This is a genomic window from Thalassotalea ganghwensis, from assembly GCF_053485795.1.
Map to the genome: position 1 here is coordinate 16,339 of NZ_JBQRUM010000013.1, position 20,198 is coordinate 36,536.

General features: G+C 40.8%; 18 protein-coding genes. 11 read left to right on the plus strand and 7 right to left on the minus strand.

Annotated features, from left to right (window positions below):
• Nucleotides 1-4: 4 nt before the first annotated feature.
• The 3 genes from ACSLUH_RS13425 to ACSLUH_RS13435 all read right to left on the minus strand — a co-directional run bounded on the left by ACSLUH_RS13425 (nt 5) and on the right by ACSLUH_RS13435 (nt 5,482).
• Complete coding sequence (locus tag ACSLUH_RS13425; RefSeq protein ID WP_448567824.1) at nt 5-3,076, minus strand: efflux RND transporter permease subunit; 3,072 nt, start codon at nt 3,074-3,076, stop codon at nt 5-7.
• Entirely contained in the window at nt 3,073-4,155 is a 1,083-nt protein-coding gene (locus ACSLUH_RS13430) for an efflux RND transporter periplasmic adaptor subunit (RefSeq protein WP_448567826.1), read from the minus strand. The genes ACSLUH_RS13425 and ACSLUH_RS13430 overlap by 4 nt, the downstream gene beginning before the upstream one ends.
• Before the next feature lie 223 nt (nt 4,156-4,378).
• Nucleotides 4,379-5,482, minus strand: coding sequence for a M28 family metallopeptidase (locus ACSLUH_RS13435; RefSeq protein ID WP_448567828.1), 1,104 nt, complete (start codon nt 5,480-5,482; stop codon nt 4,379-4,381).
• Between the two features lie 95 nt (nt 5,483-5,577).
• On the opposite strand from ACSLUH_RS13435, the gene ACSLUH_RS13440 reads away from it, so the two are divergent.
• The 5 genes from ACSLUH_RS13440 (at nt 5,578) to ACSLUH_RS13460 (ending at nt 9,011) form a co-directional block, all read left to right on the plus strand.
• Nucleotides 5,578-6,132, plus strand: a complete 555-nt coding sequence (locus ACSLUH_RS13440; RefSeq protein WP_448567830.1) for a glutathione peroxidase — start codon at nt 5,578-5,580, stop codon at nt 6,130-6,132.
• 72 nt (nt 6,133-6,204) lie between these two features.
• Nucleotides 6,205-7,308: an MltA domain-containing protein gene (locus tag ACSLUH_RS13445; RefSeq protein ID WP_448567832.1), complete on the plus strand. Its 1,104-nt coding sequence runs from the start codon at nt 6,205-6,207 to the stop codon at nt 7,306-7,308.
• 8 nt (nt 7,309-7,316) lie between these two features.
• Nucleotides 7,317-7,781, plus strand: a complete 465-nt coding sequence (locus ACSLUH_RS13450; RefSeq protein WP_448567834.1) for an RNA methyltransferase — start codon at nt 7,317-7,319, stop codon at nt 7,779-7,781.
• A 152-nt stretch (nt 7,782-7,933) separates the two neighbouring features.
• Nucleotides 7,934-8,344, plus strand: a complete 411-nt coding sequence (locus ACSLUH_RS13455) for a GFA family protein (RefSeq protein ID WP_448567836.1) — start codon at nt 7,934-7,936, stop codon at nt 8,342-8,344.
• Between the two features lie 34 nt (nt 8,345-8,378).
• A complete protein-coding gene (locus tag ACSLUH_RS13460) occupies nt 8,379-9,011 on the plus strand; it encodes an NAD(P)H-dependent oxidoreductase (RefSeq protein ID WP_448567838.1) in 633 nt (210 codons plus the stop codon).
• A gap of 2 nt (nt 9,012-9,013) precedes the next feature.
• Here the strand turns inward: ACSLUH_RS13460 and ACSLUH_RS13465 are convergent, their stop codons facing one another.
• From ACSLUH_RS13465 to ACSLUH_RS13480, 4 genes are all read right to left on the minus strand, one after another.
• Complete coding sequence (locus ACSLUH_RS13465; protein WP_448567839.1) at nt 9,014-10,945, minus strand: polysaccharide biosynthesis protein; 1,932 nt, start codon at nt 10,943-10,945, stop codon at nt 9,014-9,016.
• A gap of 76 nt (nt 10,946-11,021) precedes the next feature.
• Complete coding sequence (locus ACSLUH_RS13470) at nt 11,022-12,203, minus strand: DegT/DnrJ/EryC1/StrS family aminotransferase (protein WP_448567841.1); 1,182 nt, start codon at nt 12,201-12,203, stop codon at nt 11,022-11,024.
• A gap of 8 nt (nt 12,204-12,211) precedes the next feature.
• The gene (locus ACSLUH_RS13475) at nt 12,212-12,838 is read right to left on the minus strand and encodes an acetyltransferase (protein WP_448567843.1); all 627 of its coding nucleotides are present in this window, start codon (nt 12,836-12,838) and stop codon (nt 12,212-12,214) included.
• Entirely contained in the window at nt 12,831-13,439 is a 609-nt protein-coding gene (locus ACSLUH_RS13480) for a sugar transferase (RefSeq protein ID WP_448567845.1), read from the minus strand. The genes ACSLUH_RS13475 and ACSLUH_RS13480 overlap by 8 nt, the downstream gene beginning before the upstream one ends.
• A 100-nt stretch (nt 13,440-13,539) precedes the next feature.
• Here ACSLUH_RS13480 and ACSLUH_RS13485 point away from each other — a divergent pair, with 100 nt between their 5' ends.
• Genes ACSLUH_RS13485 through ACSLUH_RS13510 form a run of 6 tightly spaced genes read left to right on the plus strand, consistent with a single transcriptional unit; the run spans nt 13,540 to nt 20,174 of the window.
• Nucleotides 13,540-13,980, plus strand: a complete 441-nt coding sequence (locus ACSLUH_RS13485) for a serine O-acetyltransferase (RefSeq protein WP_448567847.1) — start codon at nt 13,540-13,542, stop codon at nt 13,978-13,980.
• A complete protein-coding gene (locus ACSLUH_RS13490) occupies nt 13,977-15,110 on the plus strand; it encodes a glycosyltransferase (protein ID WP_448567849.1) in 1,134 nt (377 codons plus the stop codon). Before ACSLUH_RS13485 ends, ACSLUH_RS13490 begins: the two co-directional genes overlap by 4 nt.
• A complete protein-coding gene (locus tag ACSLUH_RS13495) occupies nt 15,094-16,182 on the plus strand; it encodes a glycosyltransferase (RefSeq protein WP_448567851.1) in 1,089 nt (362 codons plus the stop codon). Before ACSLUH_RS13490 ends, ACSLUH_RS13495 begins: the two co-directional genes overlap by 17 nt.
• 4 nt (nt 16,183-16,186) lie before the next feature.
• Nucleotides 16,187-17,506, plus strand: coding sequence for an O-antigen ligase family protein (locus ACSLUH_RS13500; RefSeq protein ID WP_448567853.1), 1,320 nt, complete (start codon nt 16,187-16,189; stop codon nt 17,504-17,506).
• 14 nt (nt 17,507-17,520) lie between these two features.
• The gene (locus ACSLUH_RS13505) at nt 17,521-19,050 is read left to right on the plus strand and encodes an oligosaccharide flippase family protein (RefSeq protein WP_448567855.1); all 1,530 of its coding nucleotides are present in this window, start codon (nt 17,521-17,523) and stop codon (nt 19,048-19,050) included.
• Entirely contained in the window at nt 19,047-20,174 is a 1,128-nt protein-coding gene (locus tag ACSLUH_RS13510) for a glycosyltransferase family 4 protein (RefSeq protein ID WP_448567857.1), read from the plus strand. The genes ACSLUH_RS13505 and ACSLUH_RS13510 overlap by 4 nt, the downstream gene beginning before the upstream one ends.
• The last annotated feature ends 24 nt before the right edge of the window (nt 20,175-20,198 follow it).

A 20,198-nucleotide genomic window follows, 5' to 3' on the forward strand; every position in this document is an offset into this window, starting at 1 on the left:
GACGCTATTTTGCAATCGCAAAATCACCGGCTTTGACTGAAGCATCTTTCTTGCCCATTTGCAGTAAACTCGGTAAGAAAATTAAGGTAAATACTGTGCTGACACTCATACCACCAACGATCACGGCAGCAATCCCACGATATAGCTCTGCTCCTGCACCAGGGATCAGAAGTAGGGGCAACATACCGCAGATGCTGGTTAAGGTGCTCATCAATATTGGGCGTAGTCTTAATCGAACGGCTTGCTCAACGGCATCGTGTCTTGATAAACCCTCACTTTCACCGACGCGAGTTTGATAGACCAATAAGATCGCGTTGTTAACGACTAAACCTAGCAAAATAATAAACCCGATCATGGTTAGAAGGTCTAGTGGTTGGAAAATGATCAAGTTGGTGATTTGTAGAACCGCAATGCCACCCACGGTTGCGAGCGGAATAGTTAACACCACTAGTAAACTATCTTTAAACGAGCGAAATAGTGCAGACATTAATAAATAAAGAATGATGAGCGCTAAGATAAAGCTTTGGCTCATGCTAGCAAGTGCTTCACTTAATGCCTCAGCTGTACCTCGATAAGCGATAGCGCCACTCTCCGGTAATTGAGCTAGAATAGCTGGTTCAGCCTTTTCTTGTATCATTGCGATCGCTTCTTCCAAACTAATGTCGTCTGGAGGGGTCACTTGTAATGTAATGGTTCGTTTGCGATCAACACGGCGAATCGAACTTGGGCCAGCTGTTCGCACGACATCAACAATTTCGCTAACTGGTTGCACCCCTGCTTCAGGGGTATATAACGGAATCGCTTGCAGCTCCTCGGGTGACTCCCAATCAGTTGCGCGCAAGAACACGTTTAATCGTCGTTGACCATTAAAAAACTCACCCACATATAATCCCGTGCCAAGTGCACGAGAAACAGCAGCAACTTGCTGGCGCGTCCAACCAGCCTCGGCCATTCTCCTTTCATTAGGTATCATGCGCAGCTCAGGCTCGGCTAACGTTAACCCAGGGGTTGGTCTAATTTGCGCGCCGGGAAGTGCTTCACTGACAGCACCGAAACCAACTCGTGCAGCGGTAAGCAGTTGCTCAACATCGTTACCTTGAATATCGATGTCAATACGACGGCCACCACCGAGGTTACCAAATAGTTGAGATTGAGAGGCAAAAGCAATCGTGTCGGGAAACCCACGCAATATTTCACGATTAATCAAATTAACAATATCTTTGATATTATCAGCGTCTTCTGCTCGTCCACCCATAAAACCAAAGTTACCGAAAAACCCCATCCATGTGTGTTTTATCTCTGGTTGTTTTTCACCATTTAAATACGGCATTAGGCGCTCATTGATAGTGTCACTCATCTCAACGCGAGCTGCCAAGTAACTTTGCCCTGGAGGAGGTAGAATAAATACGCTAAATTGGTTCTGGTTACCCTTAGGCAGATAATCAATTTTTGGGAATAATAAGTAAGAGCCAAGGAACGAGAAAGCCATTAAACCGCCAACCCATAACAAGCGTTTTGTGGGGGTTGAGGTTATACGCATGATGCCTTTGGTTATGTTGTGCCACCAGTGACTGTGAGGGTCATCATCTGATGCTTTTTTAAGTAATCGTCTAGCAGCAGTAGGTAACACCGATATTGCAATCACTAATGAAGCGACTATCGCGACGGCAATGGTAATGGCTAAATCAGCAAACAGTTGCCCAGATACTTCTTCTAAAAACGCAATCGGTAAGAAAATCGCTACGGTGGTGATCGTTGAGGATAAAAGTGCACCCCAAACCTGACTCGTGCCGAGCAGCGAAGCATTTTCTGAAGACTCACCTTTTTCTCTTAATCTAACAATGTTTTCAAGGACGACAATTGCCGCATCGAGTACCATACCGACAGCAAAAGCAAGGCCTGCCATTGAAATGATATTTAATGTTCGACCAGCAGCGTACATTACCACTAAAGTAACGATAAGTGAGATGGGAATAGACAGTGCAACGATCAATGTTGCCCGAAATTTACGTAAAAACCACCAAAGTACAACGATGGCTAACATAATACCGAGCATTAAATTATTTTTAACTAAGCTCATTGAGCGCTCAATGTAGACCGTTTCATCATACATTTGGATCATTTTTAAATTAGCACGTTTTAATGGGCCTTCATTGAGTTCTTCCATTGCCGCTTTCAGGCCGGTCATCACTTGAATAACATTAACGCCTTGTTCAACTTGGGCATTCATTGCAATCGCTGGCTCACCATCAAGCGTCAGAATACCAGTTCTATCCGCATAAGTGAGACTCACCTCAGCCACATCTTTGAGCAATATTGGCTGTCCATCACGCCAATCGAGTACCATATTCTGTAATTGCTCTACGCCATACTTGCCTGAAAAGCGGATGGTATATTTACGGCGTCCTATTTCATTAAAGCCACCTGAAGAATCGCTATTATTTGATAAGGTGCTGGCTAACGCTGGAATATTTAGCCCTAAGTTAGCGACTTTATAAGGGTCAAAAGTGATACGCAGTTCACTTGGCAAACCACCAAAGGCATTGGTTTGTGAAATACCGTCTACTCGCTCAATTCGGGTTTGTACAACTTCTTCCACATAATCTTGGTAGCCTGCAATATCATTAGTGTTTTCAGCGGTTGGTTTAATCGCGAACCAAGCAATCGCATCAAATGTACTAGCACCACCAATCGCGATGACTGGCTCTGTCGCATCCGGCGGATAACTTGGCACTTGATTTAATGCATTCATTACATCTATCAAGGCACGTTCTAAGCTGATACCCGTTCGATATCTTAGCGTTATACTGCCACTTCCTTGACTAGAATTCGATTCAAGTAGTTCTAGTCCTTGCAAGCCTTTAAGCACATCTTCTTGACGTTCAATAATTTCAGCTTCGATTTCTTCTGGTGCTGATCCTCGCCAACTGGTTGAAATTACGATTTGTGGTTGACTGATGTCAGGTGTAAGTTGTACTGGCAATTTAAATAAGCTAATTGCACCAAAAAGTGCCATAAGCAGTATGCCAACGACAACCGCAGTAGGGTTTTTCAGTGAAGCTTTTGTAATGATCATGATTTACCCGAAATAAGTGCTTGATTATTATCTTTAATATTGACGGATTGGCCTGGTTGAAGTCGCTCGGCTCCACGGATCACTAACTTATCACCCTCTGCAATATTTCCGATAATTTCGATTAATTCACCTTCGCTCAACCCAAGTGTTACCAATACTTGTTCCGCTTTATTTTCATTATTAACGCGAAATACCGAAGTACTATTTCTACGTAACACAATGGCATCGCGAGGAATGGCTAACACTGATTTTTGCTGGCCGTTGGCAACGGCAGCTTGAATGTTTAAGCCAATAGGCCAGTTTAAGCTACTCATATCCAACCGTATTTCCATTAAGTGTGAGCGAGTATCTGCGACGGGAATAACCGCTTTAATTGGAACGTGTTTCGCGCCCAAAGAAGAACGAACTGACATGGTGCCGCTGTCGCTTACGAATTGATAGGACGTTAATGGTGCAAAAACGGTTGCTTCAACATTACTGGTATCTACTAGCCTTAATATGGCCGTACCACTATTGACATATTCACCGACATTACTCAATCTTTTGGTGATGATGCCATCAAATGGCGCTTTCAATTTGCTGTAAACTAGGCTTTGTTTGATTTGTGCTACTTTCGCTTTTGCCGCCTCTACGTTTGCTTGGGCAATTTCAAAATTAGAGCGCGTTTGCTCAAGGTCAGTTTGAGAGATAAGCTTTTGCTTAACTAAGCTTTCTTTGCGAGTGGTTTCGCGCTGCTCAAAAGCTAAGCGTGCTTGACTAGTTGCAAGGTTACTTTGCTCCTCTGCAAGTTGCAGTTGTATTTGCGTGTCGTCTATAGTGGCGATAACGTCACCTTTTTTGACCCGATCGCCTAGTTCAGCAAGTGTGACGATACGACCTGAAACTTCAACAGCTAATGCCGAGTTGTTCTTACTCACTATTGAACCCGATACCCACGCGACTGGCGATAATGTTGTTTGTTTAACGGTGGCAACATTTACATTGGCTGGTGGACCCTGTTGAGCGAACACGGCCTGCGAAAAAAATACGCTTAACGATAGCGTCATTGAAATAATCGTTTTAATCATTGGGGTTGTCATACAGTCCTTTCGTTAAAGCGGTTGGTTTACCCGTTAAAGTGTAAACGAATTTAAGGAAATATCCTGTTTAGTGGGATAAGCGCCAACTAAACAATTTATCGACTCCGTTCAATAGTGGTTATTATCCAACCATTATAGGGGTAGAAATTTACCTTAGTATATCGGTTTGCGATGATTGGTAACAGAATTGCGACTATTGGTATTTTGTAACAATTTTAAACAGTTACCCTTTGGATGAGGGTAAATGCTTGTTGATGTTGTTAATGAAACTTGTTAATACCTTTACATGTAATAACATTTGTGTCGCTAGTCGATTCGGGAACAGTTTGTTAAGTTTGGTTAGTTGATCATTTTCACCGTGCCAAATATGGCCCCAGCCTTTTTCCGTTGTTCTATTGCAGGAGCTTTGCTTTTCTGGGTCAAAACAACTCCATAGCGCCGAGTGAGAAGATTGCGAATAACCATCAAAACCTCCATGCCCTTTAAGGTTAAAATTGGTTGATTCAATGTAGGCAATTGGAATACCCGCACAGGCAAAAGGCGCATGATCTGACCAATCTCCTGTGACACCTTCCGGGTAGTCTTGATAAGCAGGGTGGATGATATAGTTTAAACCGCTGCTGAGTTGTTGTGATAAGCGATAAAGGGCGGTTCTTACTTCGTTACTGCTATTGTAGTTGACTACTAAGCCTTTGCATTGATAAGGCTTAGTATGCGCACTGTGAACATATAAAAAATCACCACCGGCAATGGTGTCTAAATTAATCATCGCAAAGATACGGCTTAACTCGGCTGGTTGTTGCTGAAGCATTTGAACGTAGTGCGTTGAACCTAACTTACCAATCTCTTCAGCGCCAAAAGCAATAAAGCGCACGTTAATGGGTAAATCCTTGTTTAGCGCTAATTGATTAGCGATGGTAAGCATTACCGCCAAGCCGGTTCCATTATCACTGGCACCGTGAGAGCCCTTTTCGGTGCCAATTGAGTCAATATGGGCGCCAATAACGAGTGTTTTTAAATGTTGAGGGTTGAGGTCGGCAATTACATTTCCAGACAAATTTTTAGTGTTTGGTAATGCAAACTCTTGTCGCTTAACACTATAGCCTAAGTCTTCAAAAGCCTTTTCAACATATGTAAGCGCTTTTGTTTCATTGTCAGAGCCTGCTTCTCTAGCGCCAATGCCTTGCTCAGGTACCACAATATCTTGAAGGTATTTATTAATTTTGCGTAATACATTTTGCTCGGAAAAGTCACTGGAGTGAACTAAAGCGACAATGCTAACGTAACACACCATAACTTTGATAAGTAAGCGAACCGTTTCTAACATGGATATAATCATTGAAGGGCGATAGTTTGAGTGTATCATAGGGTTAGCTAGGTTCGTTAGTTTATCTATTTGAAAAATTTAAGAGACTTTTAAACATGTTGAAAAAACTTATTTTGAGCGCTTTGTTATTGTTTTTACTGCCGCAAGCCAGTGCTGAGCAGTGTCCAGCCTATTTAGACGCAACATTTAAAAAATTACACTCTAGCGAGCAAGTTGACCTCTGTCAGTTGACTCAAGGAAAGCCTGTACTAATTGTCAATACCGCCAGTAATTGTGGCTTTACACCACAATTTAAAAGCTTAGAGGCTGTTCATAATAAATATAAAGATCAGGGGCTTGTTGTGATAGGATTCCCATCGGATGACTTCTTTCAAGAAGAAGATGATGAAGCCAAGACGGCCAAGGTTTGTTACGTTAACTATGGTGTTACCTTTACTATGCTTTCGACCAGCGCTGTTCGAGGCAGTGATGTTAATAGTGTTTTTGAGTTTCTCGCGGATAAATCGACGTCACCAAAGTGGAACTTTTATAAGTATTTGGTTGATGCCAAAGGTGAACAGGTAACATCTTTTGGGTCGAGAACTTCGCCCGATGATCCAGAGTTTATTGAAGCCATCGAGAAACTACTCGCCGATAATAAAAGCAGTTGATAGGAGCATATTCAATCAGCTATGAAGACGTGATAGGATCACGACTTTCTTTGATAACAAAGTAGTGATTTGATGCGTTTTTGCTCCTCAGTTTTTTCGCTTGGTGCGTTGCTGGTAAGCCTATCAGCTTCAGCAACATTTACCTTAGTTAAGCAGCCTGATTTGAAAGGGGAACTGAACATAAACCCCGAAGCGCTTTGTCAGGTTGCTGATAATACCCTTAAATACCTTGATCGCTATGCTGATGATGACTTTGCTGTACATTCAGGCAAGGTTTTTCCTGAAACTGTTTCACTTGAACGTGTAAAAGAGACGCTCATTTTTTTGTGCCAACCCACTACACAACAGCAATTAGGCGATATGGGTTACCTGAGTGAAAATTTTGAATTTTATCGTTGGACACCCGATAAAAAACAAGCCTCAGCATGGGCTGAACGCAGCAATAATGAGGTCAAATCTCGTTTGCTTAATAACATTCCTAACGACCAAATATTGCTGACCAAATACTATACGAAATTACTCGACGCGAGTGCTAAACAAACGACATTTTATTCTCAAGCACTGTATGCTTTGCCTTTTGATGAACAAGAACTCAGTATTGAACAAGCACAGCTTCAACAAGATAAACTGACTCGATTTCGTTTTACCCGCCAAGAAATTGTTAATGGTGCGCTGTTAAAAAATCAGCTCGCTCAGCCTCTGGTGTGGTTATCGGAAGAAGCTTTACATGATGTGTTGTTGCAAGGGACAGGGGTGGTAAAAATAGGTGATGATATTCGCTATTTTAATGTTCATAGAAACAATGGCATTGCATATGACTACACCAAAGGTAAGAGAGAGCAGCAACGCTATTGGTATTTTGCCGAAGTGCCGAGTATTTTAGGTTACGGTAAAACGATTGAATCTAAAATTGCCATACTGCCTGATGTCTCTTTTGCCGGTAATGTTGCCAGTCTAGGTTTAGGAAAATTATTTGTCATTAAGGTTGAAGCGGCTGGAAAACAGCAAACGAGTTTAGGTATTTTGGCTGATCAAGGTGGAGCGTTTGATAATAATCTATTTCAGCTTGATTGGTTGAAAGGAAGTTACTATGGTTGGCAGGATTATTATCAGGCCAATAAACATTATTCTGACTATGCGAGTGCGTGGTTAATGTTAAAAAAACAACAACAGTAGAGTAGCCCATGGCTCGTCTAAAGCAAACTTACCCTAGTAATGGTTATTTTGGTATTGGTATTGTCAATAATCATGATCAATTGAATATTGGTACCCTTTGGCGCTCAGCATATATTATGGGTGCCTCATTTATATTTACAATCGAAGGCAAGTATAAGAAACAAACCACTGATGTGGTTAATGCTTGGCAGAAAATACCGCTTTATCATTATGATTCTATTGAAGAGTTGAAAAAGCATTTACCCTATGATGCACCGCTAATTGCCGTTGAGCTTGATGAGCGGGCAACCGATTTAGCTCAGTTTTCTCACCCAAACAGAGCGGTATATTTATTGGGTAATGAGCAATCAGGATTAACGGCTGAAGTTGTTGAACAATGTCACCATATCGTCAAACTACCTGGGACTTACAGTTTGAATGTTGCGGTTGCTGGCAGTATTGTTATGTACGATAGAGTCGCTAAATTGAAATAACAACTCGTATCTTTTTTATAAAAAAACATATTCGGGTCTACTCGAATATGTTAAATACGAAAATCTAATATATTTTATCATTATTTCTTAACCTGTTAGCAAAGCCATGATTTAATAGCGCGTCTTTGAACTTTTAAACTAAAGGAGTAGAAATGGTTTATCACGGTTCATGTTTGTGTGGCGACATCGCAGTAGAGATAACTGGTGTCATTAGCGATATTATCCATTGTCATTGCTCATTATGTCGTAAAAATAGTGGAACCGCATTTGCTACTAATGGTTTTGTTAATACGAGCGACTTTCATATTGTCAAAGGTCAAGACAAGCTAGGGATGTTTTCATTTAAGCCGGGCAGAGCACGATATTTTTGCCAACGTTGTGCAAGCCCAATCTATAGCGCTAACCAACAGGACGCTAGTCGTATTCGCTTACGATTAGGATTGCTAGATTCAGATATTGAAGAACGACCGATTTCGCATAACTTTGTTTCTTCCAAGGCAAATTGGGAAGATTTAGATGCTGATATACCGCGATATGATGGTTTTGAGCCTAGTCGTCAGTAATTTTGAAGCAACATTTAAAAAAATAGGAAAAACCATGGAAATATTGATTATTAGCGGCAGTCAAAGGGCTCAAGGAAATAGTATTAAGGTTGCCGATTATCTTCAAACACATATGATGTCAACACTAGAAAATGCCAATTCATCAATCTTGGACTTGTCACAGTACGAAGAGTTGCTAAAACATTATGGTAGTGGTGTCGATGATAACAGCTTGCTAAACGAGCAAAAACAGCAAGTACTAGACCAATTATACCGTTGCGATGCGGTGGTATTTATCGCGCCAGAGTGGGGGGGCATGATTCCGCCTGCGCTTGTTAATTTAATATTGCTAACGGCAAATGGTTCGGCAGGAGGTCTGCCATTAGGACATAAACCCGCTTTCGCTGTTGGTATTTCAGCAAGCTCAGGGGGCAGTAATCCGATATCTATGCTTAAAGCATACGCCGCGAAAAATAGTCATCTAACCTGGTTACCGCTGCATGCGATAATAACCAATGTTGAACAGTTTTTACAAGCACCGTGGCAGCCAGAAGCTTCTGATAGAATTTCACAGGTTCAATCTCGCTTGCAGGTTGGTATTGAAGCACTTGTTATATATGCTGAGCGCCTGATTGGTGCCAGAGAAAAGTTGGTCAAATTATCGAAAAAACATCCATTTGGCCAATAGTTTTACCTGTCTATTGCTAATGGCTCAATACTCGCGTCAAGACCTATTTGTTGGTCTTGCACATTTCTTTCATCTTTCTTATTAGTTTGTGGCTGATAATCAAGCGGCGCTTTTAATAAGATTGCTTTTAATCTATCGATGTCTTCAGCACGCATGGCATCGTTTAAATCATTTAGAATACGATTAACTTCAGGCCATGACAGTGAACGCTCATTGGCCGTTAATATTCTTGAATGAAAGGTAGGTTTAGCATGGTCGTCGATAAGTAACTCTTCATAGAGTTTTTCACCAGGTCGTAAACCACTGTATTGTATTGCTATATCACCATCGGGATTGTCTTCATCCTTAATGGTAAAGCCCATCAAGTGGGTCATTTTCTTAGCGAGATCGACGATTTTAACAGGTTTGCCCATATCCAAAACAAAAACATCGCCACCTTTGCCCATGGCACCAGCCTGAATGACGAGCTGGGCTGCTTCTGGAATGGTCATAAAATAACGTATGATATCGGGATGGGTAACCGTGATAGGGCCGCCATTTTTAATTTGTTGTCGAAACAAAGGCACAACCGAACCTGAAGATCCCAATACATTGCCAAAACGCACCATAACAAAGCGGGTTTTATGATCTCTCGGGGCTAAAGACTGTAAAACGAGTTCAGCCAACCTTTTGGTTGCTCCCATAATATTGGTCGGTCTGACCGCTTTGTCAGTTGAGATCAAGACAAAGGTTTCGACATCACAGTAAATAGCTGCTTGCGCGATTTCGTAGGTTCCAAAGACATTATTTGATATGCCAGCAATAACATTGTGTTCAACTAAAGGAACGTGTTTATAAGCTGCAGCATGATAAATAGTTTGCACGTTATGGGTATTAAAAATTGAACTCATCAACATACCATTTTGAACGTTACCAATCAGCGGGATCAGTTCAACACCCACATCAAGATCCTTAATGTATAAGCTAAGCTCTTGATTTATTTCATACAAGTAAGCTTCGCTGACATCAAGTAAAATGAGCTTTTTTGCACCTTGCTTAATAATCTGACGACAAAGTTCACGTCCAATTGAACCGCCAGCACCCGAGACCATTACGACTTTATCGTTGATATTAGCGTGCATTAGTTCAGCGACGGGGGGCACAGGTTCTCTACCAAGTAACTCATCGACAGAGACCTCTCTTAATTGGTCGATTTTACGTTTACCACTGATAATATCTGCCATATTGGGGATACTAAGTAGCTCGATGGCATGTGGCTCAAAATGAGAGATGATTTCTTTTTTACGGGTTGGTCCAACATGTGATAGTGCTAATAACACTTTAAATTGCCCGTACCGTTTGATGATTTTTTCAATATCGGTGAGTTTATAGACAAAGATACTGTTGAGTTCTCGCCCATGATAACGCTTTTTCTCATCAATAAATGCCACAGGTTGATAAATACTGCCAGAACGCAGGGCATTAGCGAGTTGCTGCCCTGTGCTGCCAGCACCATAAATAACCACAGCCTGGCGTCGTTCAAACCATTGTTTCCCAATAACCATGCCAAAGGCCGCTCGTGCACCAGCAATTAAAAAGCCACTGATAACAAAAAACACAATCGGGACAGATCGTGGAACAAACGCCTGAAAAAAATGGCCCGCAATATAAAAAACAATGCTGGCAATAGCCAATAAACTTAAAACTTTAATGGTTGATTTAGCGTCAAAAAAACGAATAACGCTACGATAAGTACCAAATAGATAAAAGAGACAAAGTGTTGTCAGAGATACCACGATAAGCACGGTCAATTCTGGTTGGCCAAAATCAAGATGGGAGATGCCGAGTCGAATCAAATAGGCCAGAAAAAAGGCAATAGCAATTGAAAGTAAATCATAGCTGAGAGCTAAGATAAACTTGACACTGCTGGGAATGACATCAATTTTTCTAACCATCTTAATTTTACGTAAGTTGCCTTGATTAATCGTTAATTATTCAAAAACACACCGTTGAACTTCATCATACCACTAATTAGATGTTTGTCGCGATTTTACTAAAAAGCGTATCTATTTTCTGACATACGTCATCAACTTCAGTTTGGCTCAAACTGGGGTGAACAAGAAACATCAAACTAGTGTGGCCTAGTGTTTGCGCGTTAGGTAGCGAAGCAGAGGGTTTGCTTGGGTGTTGGTCAAAAGCCTTTTCAAGATATACTTCAGAGCAACTGCCGGAATAACAAGGCACCTTAAGTTCGTTGAGTGCATTAATAATGTCATCTCGTTGCCAATTCTCAGGCAACTTGCTTGGCTCGGTAAAAACATAGCATTTATAAAAAGCGTGCCCTACAGTGTCTGGAATTTCAGGGATGCGAATAAAATCAAATCGACTCATGCATTCAAAAAGCTGATGGGCGTAGTGGGTTCTAAGTTTTGTCCACTCAGGCATTTGGGTTAATTGCCAACGTCCTATCGCTGATTGCATTTCAGTGAGTCGCCAATTGGTGCCAAATGATTCATGTAGCCAGCGGTACCCGGGAGGATGCTCTTTTTCATACACCGCCTGATAGGATTTACCGTGATCTTTATAAGCCCACGCTTTACGCCACAATTGTTCATCATTCGTGGTTAGCATGCCCCCTTCGCCACCGGTTGTCATTATTTTATCCTGACAAAACGACCAAGCACCAATATCGCCAATACTGCCAACAGGCCGTCCCTTATAGGTTGCACCATGTGCTTGCGCACAATCTTCAATCACATAAAGATTATGTTGCTTAGCAAGTGCCATAATCTCATCCATATCGCAAGGCCAGCCGGCAAGATGGACACAAACAATTGCCTTAGTTTTTGGGGTAATATGCGCGGCAATGCTGGTTGCGCTGATATTTTGGCTATCTAAATCTACATCAGCAAAGACTGGCATTGCGCCACAATTAATGATCGAGCTGACTGAGGCAATAAAGGTTCGAGAGGTAACGATAACTTCATCTCCCTCCCCTAAATCTAGCGCATGGAGAGCCAAATCGAGTGCTAAGGTACCATTGGCTAGTGCAATGGCATACTGACTTTGACAAAACTCGGCAAACTCTTTTTCAAATAAGCGACCTTCTTGACCTGTCCAGTAATTCACTTTGTTTGAACGTAATACACGATTTACTGCGTCGATTTCTTGCTCTGAATAACTTGGCCACGGAGAAAGGTGAGTGTTTAACATAACGTTTCCTAAATTGATTTGATCACTTTGGCAGGTACGCCGACAGAAAGCGTATTGGCTGAGCTATTACTAATTAATACCGCACCAGCACCCAATTGCGTGTTCTCTTTCAGGTGGAGGCCTTGAATGACACTTGCACCGATGCCTAACCAGCAGAGTTTTTCTATAGTTACTGTACCCGCTATATTTACGCCTGGTGAAATATGAATACCATGAGCCAACTGGCAATCATGATCAACGGTTGCTCCAGTATTAATAATGTTGGCATTACCCAAGTGACTGCCAGCATTGATAGCAGCATTGGCAAAGATAACGTTGGCCTGACCCAAGTTAACATGAGCGCTGATCACCGCACTTGGATGAATAATGTTGGTAAATTGACAACCTTGCTCATTCATCTTTTCAAAGAGCGCTAATCTGGCATGATTATCGCCAATCGCGATAACAAAAACGCCATCGCCTTGAAAAGATTGCCATTGCTTTGTTTGACCGACAATAGGCCAATGTAAATTATTTGTTCGTTCGGGGTAGCTGTCGTCTAAGAAGACAATTTCACTAAAACACGCCATTGATTCAGCGCAATCTGCGACAACTCGGCCATGTCCGCCAGCACCAATAATAAATAATTTAGTCATGCTCATTTCCTGTAAACTTACCCATTGTTGCTTGGCCATCGGGGTTAATATCGGCGCGTTGAAAGACTTTCTTAACTGTCAGCAATAATATTTTTAAATCTAGCCAAAAACTTTGGTTATCAACGTACCAGACATCCAATGCAAATTTTTGTTGCCAGCTAATAGCATTTCGACCATTAACTTGCGCCCAACCGGTGATCCCGGGCTTTACATCATGTCGCCTGGCTTGCTCTTGCGAATATAGCGGCAGGTATTCAACCAGCAGAGGCCTTGGTCCAACGAGACTCATGTCTCCAACTAACACATTCCACAGCCCTGGTAATTCATCAAGGCTGGTTGAGCGCAGAAACCGCCCGAATTTGGTTAAACGCATACCATCAGGTAGCAACTCGCCTGAGCTGTCCGTTTCACTGGTCATGGAGCGAAACTTTTTCATGGTAAATATTTTGCCATGCTGACCGGGACGAGGTTGAGTGAATAAGACGGGACGGCCAAGCTTTATCGAAATGGCAAAGTACAACACCACCATAAGCGGCAGAAGCAAAATAAGCAGACTTAATGCGACCAAGAAATCAAAGCAACGTTTAAAAAGATTGTTCATAGCTTACAAGGTTGAAAACTTAACTTTATTTTCATTACTAACCAGAGTAAATTGAACCTTACATTAATCCTAAAGGTTTTACTATAAAGAGCTTCATAATATGCATGCAGTAGTTCGTTTGTATTACTTGTCTAGACGTTTATACCTTAGAGGTATCCCAATTCTTCCTCAACTACTATATAAATTCATTCGAGTTGTGTTTGCATGTGATGTTAAATATACCGCGGATATAGGCGATAATGTTGGTTTTTTCCACAATGGTTTAGGCGTAGTCATACATAAAGATGCAACGATTGGTCGAGGAACAAGGATCTACCAAAACGTGACTATTGGAGGCAACGGCAAGGAAGAAGAATCCAATGGAGTGCCTAAAATTGGTCAAAATGTGTTTATTGGCGCTGGCGCTGTGCTTCTCGGGCCCATATCTATTGGCGATAATGCAAGGATTGGTGCCAATGCTGTGGTAATAAATGATGTTGCTGCAAATACCACTGTTGTTGGTATACCTGCGAAACCAGTTGATAAGAGCACTTGTCAGTGACTGAAACGAAAACACTGAGAGTTTTACATCTGTTTGCTAATTTAAACTTGGGTGGAGCCGAAAGTAGAGTGATGGATCTCTATCGTTCTCAAGTTGCAAGTGAGCTGGTGAACGATTTCCTCATCATGACAGATGAGCATTGTCATTTTACCGATGAGGTAGTTAGCAGTGGTGGCACAATCCATGTGATAACCAACCCAAGAAAAAATATTCTGCGTAACCTTATTGAACTTTATCAATTACTTAAGGAAAATCCTCAATACGATGCAATCCATGCTCATACTTCTTACTATTCAGGTATCGCTGTTTTTGTCGCGACGCTTGCTGGAATTAAAAGCCGAGTAACCCACGCAAGAAATAAGGCTATCAATACTCCAAGTCGGGCAACGCGTATACTGTTTGCTGTTGGACGCTTTTTAGCGCTCAAATTTGCGACTACTCGCTTCGCTGTTTCAAGTGAGGCTGGGCAATTTTTATATGGTGAGCACCCGGAATCATTTAAGGTTGTACCTAATGCATTTAACTTTGATAACATTCAGCATAAAGCAGATGAACGAGTGTCTCAGTTACAGGTTCAGCATCAAATTGACAATCGCCAACTAAATATCGTCTTAGTGGCTCGCTTTTATTCCGTTAAGAATCATGAGTTTCTGATTAAGTTGGTCGCTCATTTGTTATCTCAAAAACTACCTGTATGTCTTCATTTAATTGGCGACGGTGAATTAAGAAATGACCTAGAAGCCTTAGTTGATTCGCTAGGTATCCATGAAAGTGTTAGGTTTTGGGGGAAACGTCAGGATGTTGCTCAACTGTTATCTTTGTTTGATCTCATGGTCATGCCGTCCTTTAACGAAGGTTTAGGCGTTGCAGCATTAGAAGCTCAGGCGGCAGGTTTACCTTGTATATTATCGTCTTCAATCCCTAACGATGTAGATATGCATTTAGGGTTATGCCAATTTCTCAATTTGGATGAAGGCGTAATAGCGTGGGCGAGAGCAGTAGAGAAAGCACGAGACGTTTCAATTCCAAGTAAAACACTAATTGACCAACAATTTAGAGACAAAGGCTACCAATTATCATCGACACGAAAAAAATATTTTGAGGCCTATCAACATGGAAAAGAAGACTAAAGTTTTACAAGTCATTCCGTCATTAGCATTGGGTGGCATTTCTTCTGTGGTGATGAGTTGGTTTCGACATATCGATAGAGAAAAGTACCAATTTGATTTCATCGTTTTTAATGATGGGCCTTTAGCAAAAGAGATCATAAAGCTAGGTGGACGAATATATTACATACCTACACTCAAAAATGATCCAAAGCGTTATCTGACATTGCTTTCAGACGTTTTTTCCAAAAATTCATATGACGTCATCCATGTTCATAATAGTTTTAAAAATGGTGTCATGCTCTGGCTAGCGAAGCGCGCCGGTATTCCAGTTAGAGTTTGTCACTCACATACCAGTGGTCTTGAAGCTAAATGGCTTGCGCCACTGTTTAAATTATTAAAATGGGTTACTCTTAGCAATAGCACCAATTATGTTGCTTGCGGTAAAGAAGCGGGGCGGTTTTTATTTGGAAATTATGATTATCAATTGATTCCCAATGCCATTAATGTCGAAGCTTTCCAATTACCTTCATCCGATAAGTTAGAACTGAGAAAACGGTTTGGGTTGACGATAAATAAAACCTTAATTGGTCATGTTGGGCGTTTTTCAACAGTGAAAAACCATCAGTTCTTAGTTCAATTAGCGAAACACCCTTCTCTACCAGAGAATGTTGAAATTGTTTGTATTGGTGATGGCCCTCTAAAGACAGAGATCCAATCTGTTATTGAACAGGAAAACCTCTCTGAGCGAATCACCTTGTTGCCAACTAGCGCTGAAATACCACTATTACTGCAAAGTTTAGATGCCTTCATTATGCCGTCCTTGTTTGAAGGGGTTTCAGTTGCATTGCTAGAAGCACAAGCGAGTGGTTTACCATGTTTGGTGTCCGATACTGTCGCGAAAGAAGTTGATATGGGGTTTGGCGCATTGAGATTTCTATCATTACAAGATCAGGCGCAGTGGATTTCTCAATTACAATCGTTGCAACCTCTATCTGCAGATTGTCAGCAAATCAAAGAGGCTTTTGATACTAAGGGGTATTCAATTGACAGTGTGATCAATCAATTGACCAAGCTGTATGGTGTAGAGCAGTAGCTACATGATTAATCAAATCATTAATTATCAAAACAAAGAGCTTTATGTTATCGCTTTTTTAATTATGCTCTTTGGTGCGACCAATCTACCAATTACGCTTCTTTTAGTGCTCGTTATTGGCATATTGGTAGCCGCTATATTGCCGTTTGGTCGTAATATTCAATTGATGGTGTTTTTGATCCCAAGCGTCGACGTGTTTACCAAAACTCCCTACGTTTCGGTCTCCTTGGCAACCTTACTTTTCTTAATCATGTTTGGGCGGTATATGGTGTTAGAGATGCCAAAGTCCCAATATTTTAGGCCAGGTTTAGTGATAACGCTTATTTTTATCATTTTTGAGTTGATGCATATCATCTATAATCCGGTAATGTTGTCTTCTAAAACATTACGTTGGTTATTGCTGTTCTCATTTTTCTCATTAATCATGTTTGATCAACGCCAATACACCTCCTTTCAAAACTTGCGAGCAGCCTTTCTACTTGGATTGTTAACCTCTACAGCATACGGTTTACTGCAACAGCACTTTTTTCCACCGGAATATTTGTATTTAAAAGAATTTGTTCGTTTCTCGGGCGGTGCTGGAGATCCAAACAGTTTTGGACTTTTTTGTTTGCTAACAATTTTCTTCTTTTTACCGAATGTGCCTAGAAAAACTATAGATTTGCAGTGTGTTGTTGTCATCATTGCGATGTTATTGTGCGGATCGTTAACGGTATCGAGAAGCTTTTTTATTGTCGCATTTGCTAGCCTAGTACTTTATTTTATTTTGTATTTTAGGGCGGCTTTAGGTGAACTTTTGTTTCGTTTTTTGTTAGCACTTATGGCTTTTGGGACAGCAGCACTGGTCTTTTACGGTTCAGGGCAGTCGTTAACGTTTAATCTTGATATTTTAAGCCGCTTTAGTGGCGAGAACTTGTCTCAATTAACCGGTGCTCGCAGTGATATCTTCAAAGAGTACATTAGCCAGTATTTTAAATTTCCAATGCCATATATTCTATTCGGCGTTGGTATTAATGGGTATTTAGGCTATTTCAATCATTTATTTGCGAAACAAACACTGTTTTCTGAAATTGTCGGTCCTCACAATACCTATCTCGAAATGTTTATTAGTTTTGGTTTGATCGGGGCGGCAATCATCTTGTTCTATATCAAACAATCATTTCGAGCAGTTAAGGTTAAATATCAAGTCAATACCGTCTATCGTATTGCTTTTATACCTCTTGGGGTGTTTTTACTGTATTGTTTTAGTCTTCAAAACTTGGCCAAGTACAGTAGTTATTTTATTTTGCTTTTAATTATTTATAGCACTTACCGCAGGGATTAAAGGATCATTTACCAATGAATCTCTCAAGTGAACGCAAGTTTGGCGTCATACTTTCATATTTATCCATTGCACTGCGTAACATTTGCAGCCTAATCCTGATCCCTTTGATAATCTACCATGTGGGCAAAAACCAATATGGATTATATAGCTTAGTTACCTCTTTAGCCGGCTATTTAATTATACTTGAACTGGGCTTATCTAATACGGTTATTCGATTTATCACTCGCTATCAAGCAAAGGACAGTCAACAAGAGCTTGAACGATTTATCCGCGTTATTTTTACCATTTATTCAATCGTAACCATGATTGTTGTTGTCATAGGTATGTTAATTTGGGTGAACTTACCCGAAATTTTCTCAAAATCGCTGACCGACTCTGAGATTGATACGTTAAAGTATGCATTTGCTATCTTGATCCTCAATGTCTCAATAACCCTAATGGGGAATAGCTTTAATGGCATAATCTCGGCTTTTGAGCGCTTCACTTTTCAAAAAATGACAGAAATTGTGGCATTTTTGATTCGATTTGGTTTGGTTATTTTATTATTAAAATTAGAGTATGGCATTGTCACTATCGTTGTTGTAGATACCTTGACCAATGGGTTATTAGTCACATCTAGAATCATTTATGTATTAAAGAAAACGCCATTAAAACTAGTCCCCGCAATGCCTGTTAAGGCAGAGATACAAGAACTTTCACTTTATACGTTGTTTATTGGTATAAATGTTATTGTCAATCAAGTGAATTGGCGTGTGGATACCTTAATTATTGGAGTGTTAACGGATAGTGTGTCATTGGCTGTTTTTAATATTGGTAGCCAGCTTATTTTGTGCTTTATTGCATTTGCTAGTGCCATTTCAAATATCTTTGCACCGAAAGTGATGAAGCTTGTCGCCAACAATGTTGATACCAATGTCTTGCTCGACGAAGTGATCAGAATTGGTCGGATGCAGATGTTTATATTAGGCTTTGCGTTATCCGCTTTTATCGGTTTTGGGCAAACCTTCGTTCAGTTATTTGTTGGTCAAGAGTTTGAGCAAGCGTATTGGGTCGCGTTAGTGACAATGGTACCTTTCACGTTTGTTTTGGCTCAAACCTCGACTAATGCAATTCTTCAAGCGCTGAATAAACATAAAATTAGAAGCTTAATGTTACTGGCAACTTCGCTGATAAATATTCTGATATCTATATATTTGGTAGCTAAAGTGGGAATAGTGGGAGCCGCCATTGGTACCGCCATAGCCCTGATTTTAGGTGAATTGATTTTAGTGAACATCTACCTCATCAAGAGTATTGATTTAAATATGATAACCTTCTATCGAGTTATGCTCTTAAGAGCGGTACCGGTTATTCTATTGACCAGCATACTAGCGCATTACTCAGCGCAATTTCTTAGCTTATTTTGGTGGCAGCTTATTTTATTTACTATCGGCTTATTCATTGTTTATGCGATGTTTGCCTACGCCATCTTATTAACCAATGCCGAAAGAAAACGGATTAATCAATTTTGTTCTCAGGCTTTTAAGCGAAAGGCAGCGTCATGAAAGTATTAATTATTGGTGCATACCCCAATTCTATTGTTGAGTTTCGCGGTAACTTAATTCAAACACTTGTTGCAAATGGACATGATGTCGTTGTCATGGCTGCGAATGCAGAGCCAAAAGTCGTTGAAGCAGTAGAAAAACTAGGTTGTCAGTTTGTTAGCTATCAGATAGAGAGAAACGGACTTAACCCAGTCAGTGATTTGAAGACTTTTTTCCAACTTCGAGCCTTTATTACGAAATGGCAACCAGAAAAGATTTTGGCTTACACGATAAAGCCAATTATATGGGGAGCGCTGGCTTGCAGGAGCGCTAAAGTCAGTGACTGTAAATTTTACGCAATGATCACTGGGCTAGGCTACGCTTTTGAACGTTCTTCTTTACTACGTAGCCTGATTAACATCTTAGTGAAGCGGTTATATAAAGCGGCGTTAAAACATTCTGAGCGGGTTATTTTCCAGAATAATGATAATTTAACATTATTTAACCAGCTTGGATTGGTACATAAAGATAAATGCTACCGGGTTTATGGGTCTGGAGTTGATATCTCAAAGTATGCATTTACGTCTTTACCTGAAGGATTCCCAACTTTTTTACTCATTGCTCGACTAATCGGTGACAAGGGCATTAGAGAATATGCGCTAGCTGCAAAAAAGGTAAAGCATGTATATCCCGATGCAAGGTTCCAACTTGTCGGCCCTGTTGATACTTCACCAGACAAAATTAGCCTTGATGAAATACATCATTGGCAAGAGCAAAATATAATCGACTACTTAGGGGCTACCGATAATGTCATTCCTTACCTTAATCAATGTCATATTTATGTGTTGCCTTCCTATCACGAAGGACTACCGCGAACTGTGTTAGAAGCTATGGCTATAGGTCGACCTATCTTAACAACTGATACGGTTGGTTGCAGAGACACGGTTGTTGAGGGTAAAAATGGATGGTTGGTTGAAGTAAAAAATGTCGACCAGTTAGCTGAACGACTTTGCTGGTTTATTGACCATCAGGAAAAATGGCCAGACATGGCAACTGCGAGCCGTAATATGGTGTGTGAGAGTTTTGACGTCCAAAAGGTCAATGCCGCTATAGTAAATATCATGGAATTATCGCATGAAAAGTGATCGAGCAGTGTTTAAGAACCCTCG

What these genes read in the sequence shown, in the direction of transcription:
- ACSLUH_RS13425 (WP_448567824.1), bottom strand. Translation starts at nt 3,076, where the DNA reads ATGATCATTACAAAAGCTTCACTGAAAAACCCTACTGCGGTTGTCGTT.
- ACSLUH_RS13430 (WP_448567826.1), bottom strand. Translation starts at nt 4,155, where the DNA reads ATGACAACCCCAATGATTAAAACGATTATTTCAATGACGCTATCGTTA.
- ACSLUH_RS13435 (WP_448567828.1), bottom strand. Translation starts at nt 5,482, where the DNA reads ATGTTAGAAACGGTTCGCTTACTTATCAAAGTTATGGTGTGTTACGTT.
- ACSLUH_RS13440 (WP_448567830.1), top strand. Translation starts at nt 5,578, where the DNA reads ATGTTGAAAAAACTTATTTTGAGCGCTTTGTTATTGTTTTTACTGCCG.
- ACSLUH_RS13445 (WP_448567832.1), top strand. Translation starts at nt 6,205, where the DNA reads ATGCGTTTTTGCTCCTCAGTTTTTTCGCTTGGTGCGTTGCTGGTAAGC.
- ACSLUH_RS13450 (WP_448567834.1), top strand. Translation starts at nt 7,317, where the DNA reads ATGGCTCGTCTAAAGCAAACTTACCCTAGTAATGGTTATTTTGGTATT.
- ACSLUH_RS13455 (WP_448567836.1), top strand. Translation starts at nt 7,934, where the DNA reads ATGGTTTATCACGGTTCATGTTTGTGTGGCGACATCGCAGTAGAGATA.
- ACSLUH_RS13460 (WP_448567838.1), top strand. Translation starts at nt 8,379, where the DNA reads ATGGAAATATTGATTATTAGCGGCAGTCAAAGGGCTCAAGGAAATAGT.
- ACSLUH_RS13465 (WP_448567839.1), bottom strand. Translation starts at nt 10,945, where the DNA reads ATGGTTAGAAAAATTGATGTCATTCCCAGCAGTGTCAAGTTTATCTTA.
- ACSLUH_RS13470 (WP_448567841.1), bottom strand. Translation starts at nt 12,203, where the DNA reads ATGTTAAACACTCACCTTTCTCCGTGGCCAAGTTATTCAGAGCAAGAA.
- ACSLUH_RS13475 (WP_448567843.1), bottom strand. Translation starts at nt 12,838, where the DNA reads ATGACTAAATTATTTATTATTGGTGCTGGCGGACATGGCCGAGTTGTC.
- ACSLUH_RS13480 (WP_448567845.1), bottom strand. Translation starts at nt 13,439, where the DNA reads ATGAACAATCTTTTTAAACGTTGCTTTGATTTCTTGGTCGCATTAAGT.
- ACSLUH_RS13485 (WP_448567847.1), top strand. Translation starts at nt 13,540, where the DNA reads ATGCATGCAGTAGTTCGTTTGTATTACTTGTCTAGACGTTTATACCTT.
- ACSLUH_RS13495 (WP_448567851.1), top strand. Translation starts at nt 15,094, where the DNA reads ATGGAAAAGAAGACTAAAGTTTTACAAGTCATTCCGTCATTAGCATTG.
- ACSLUH_RS13500 (WP_448567853.1), top strand. Translation starts at nt 16,187, where the DNA reads ATGATTAATCAAATCATTAATTATCAAAACAAAGAGCTTTATGTTATC.
- ACSLUH_RS13505 (WP_448567855.1), top strand. Translation starts at nt 17,521, where the DNA reads ATGAATCTCTCAAGTGAACGCAAGTTTGGCGTCATACTTTCATATTTA.
- ACSLUH_RS13510 (WP_448567857.1), top strand. Translation starts at nt 19,047, where the DNA reads ATGAAAGTATTAATTATTGGTGCATACCCCAATTCTATTGTTGAGTTT.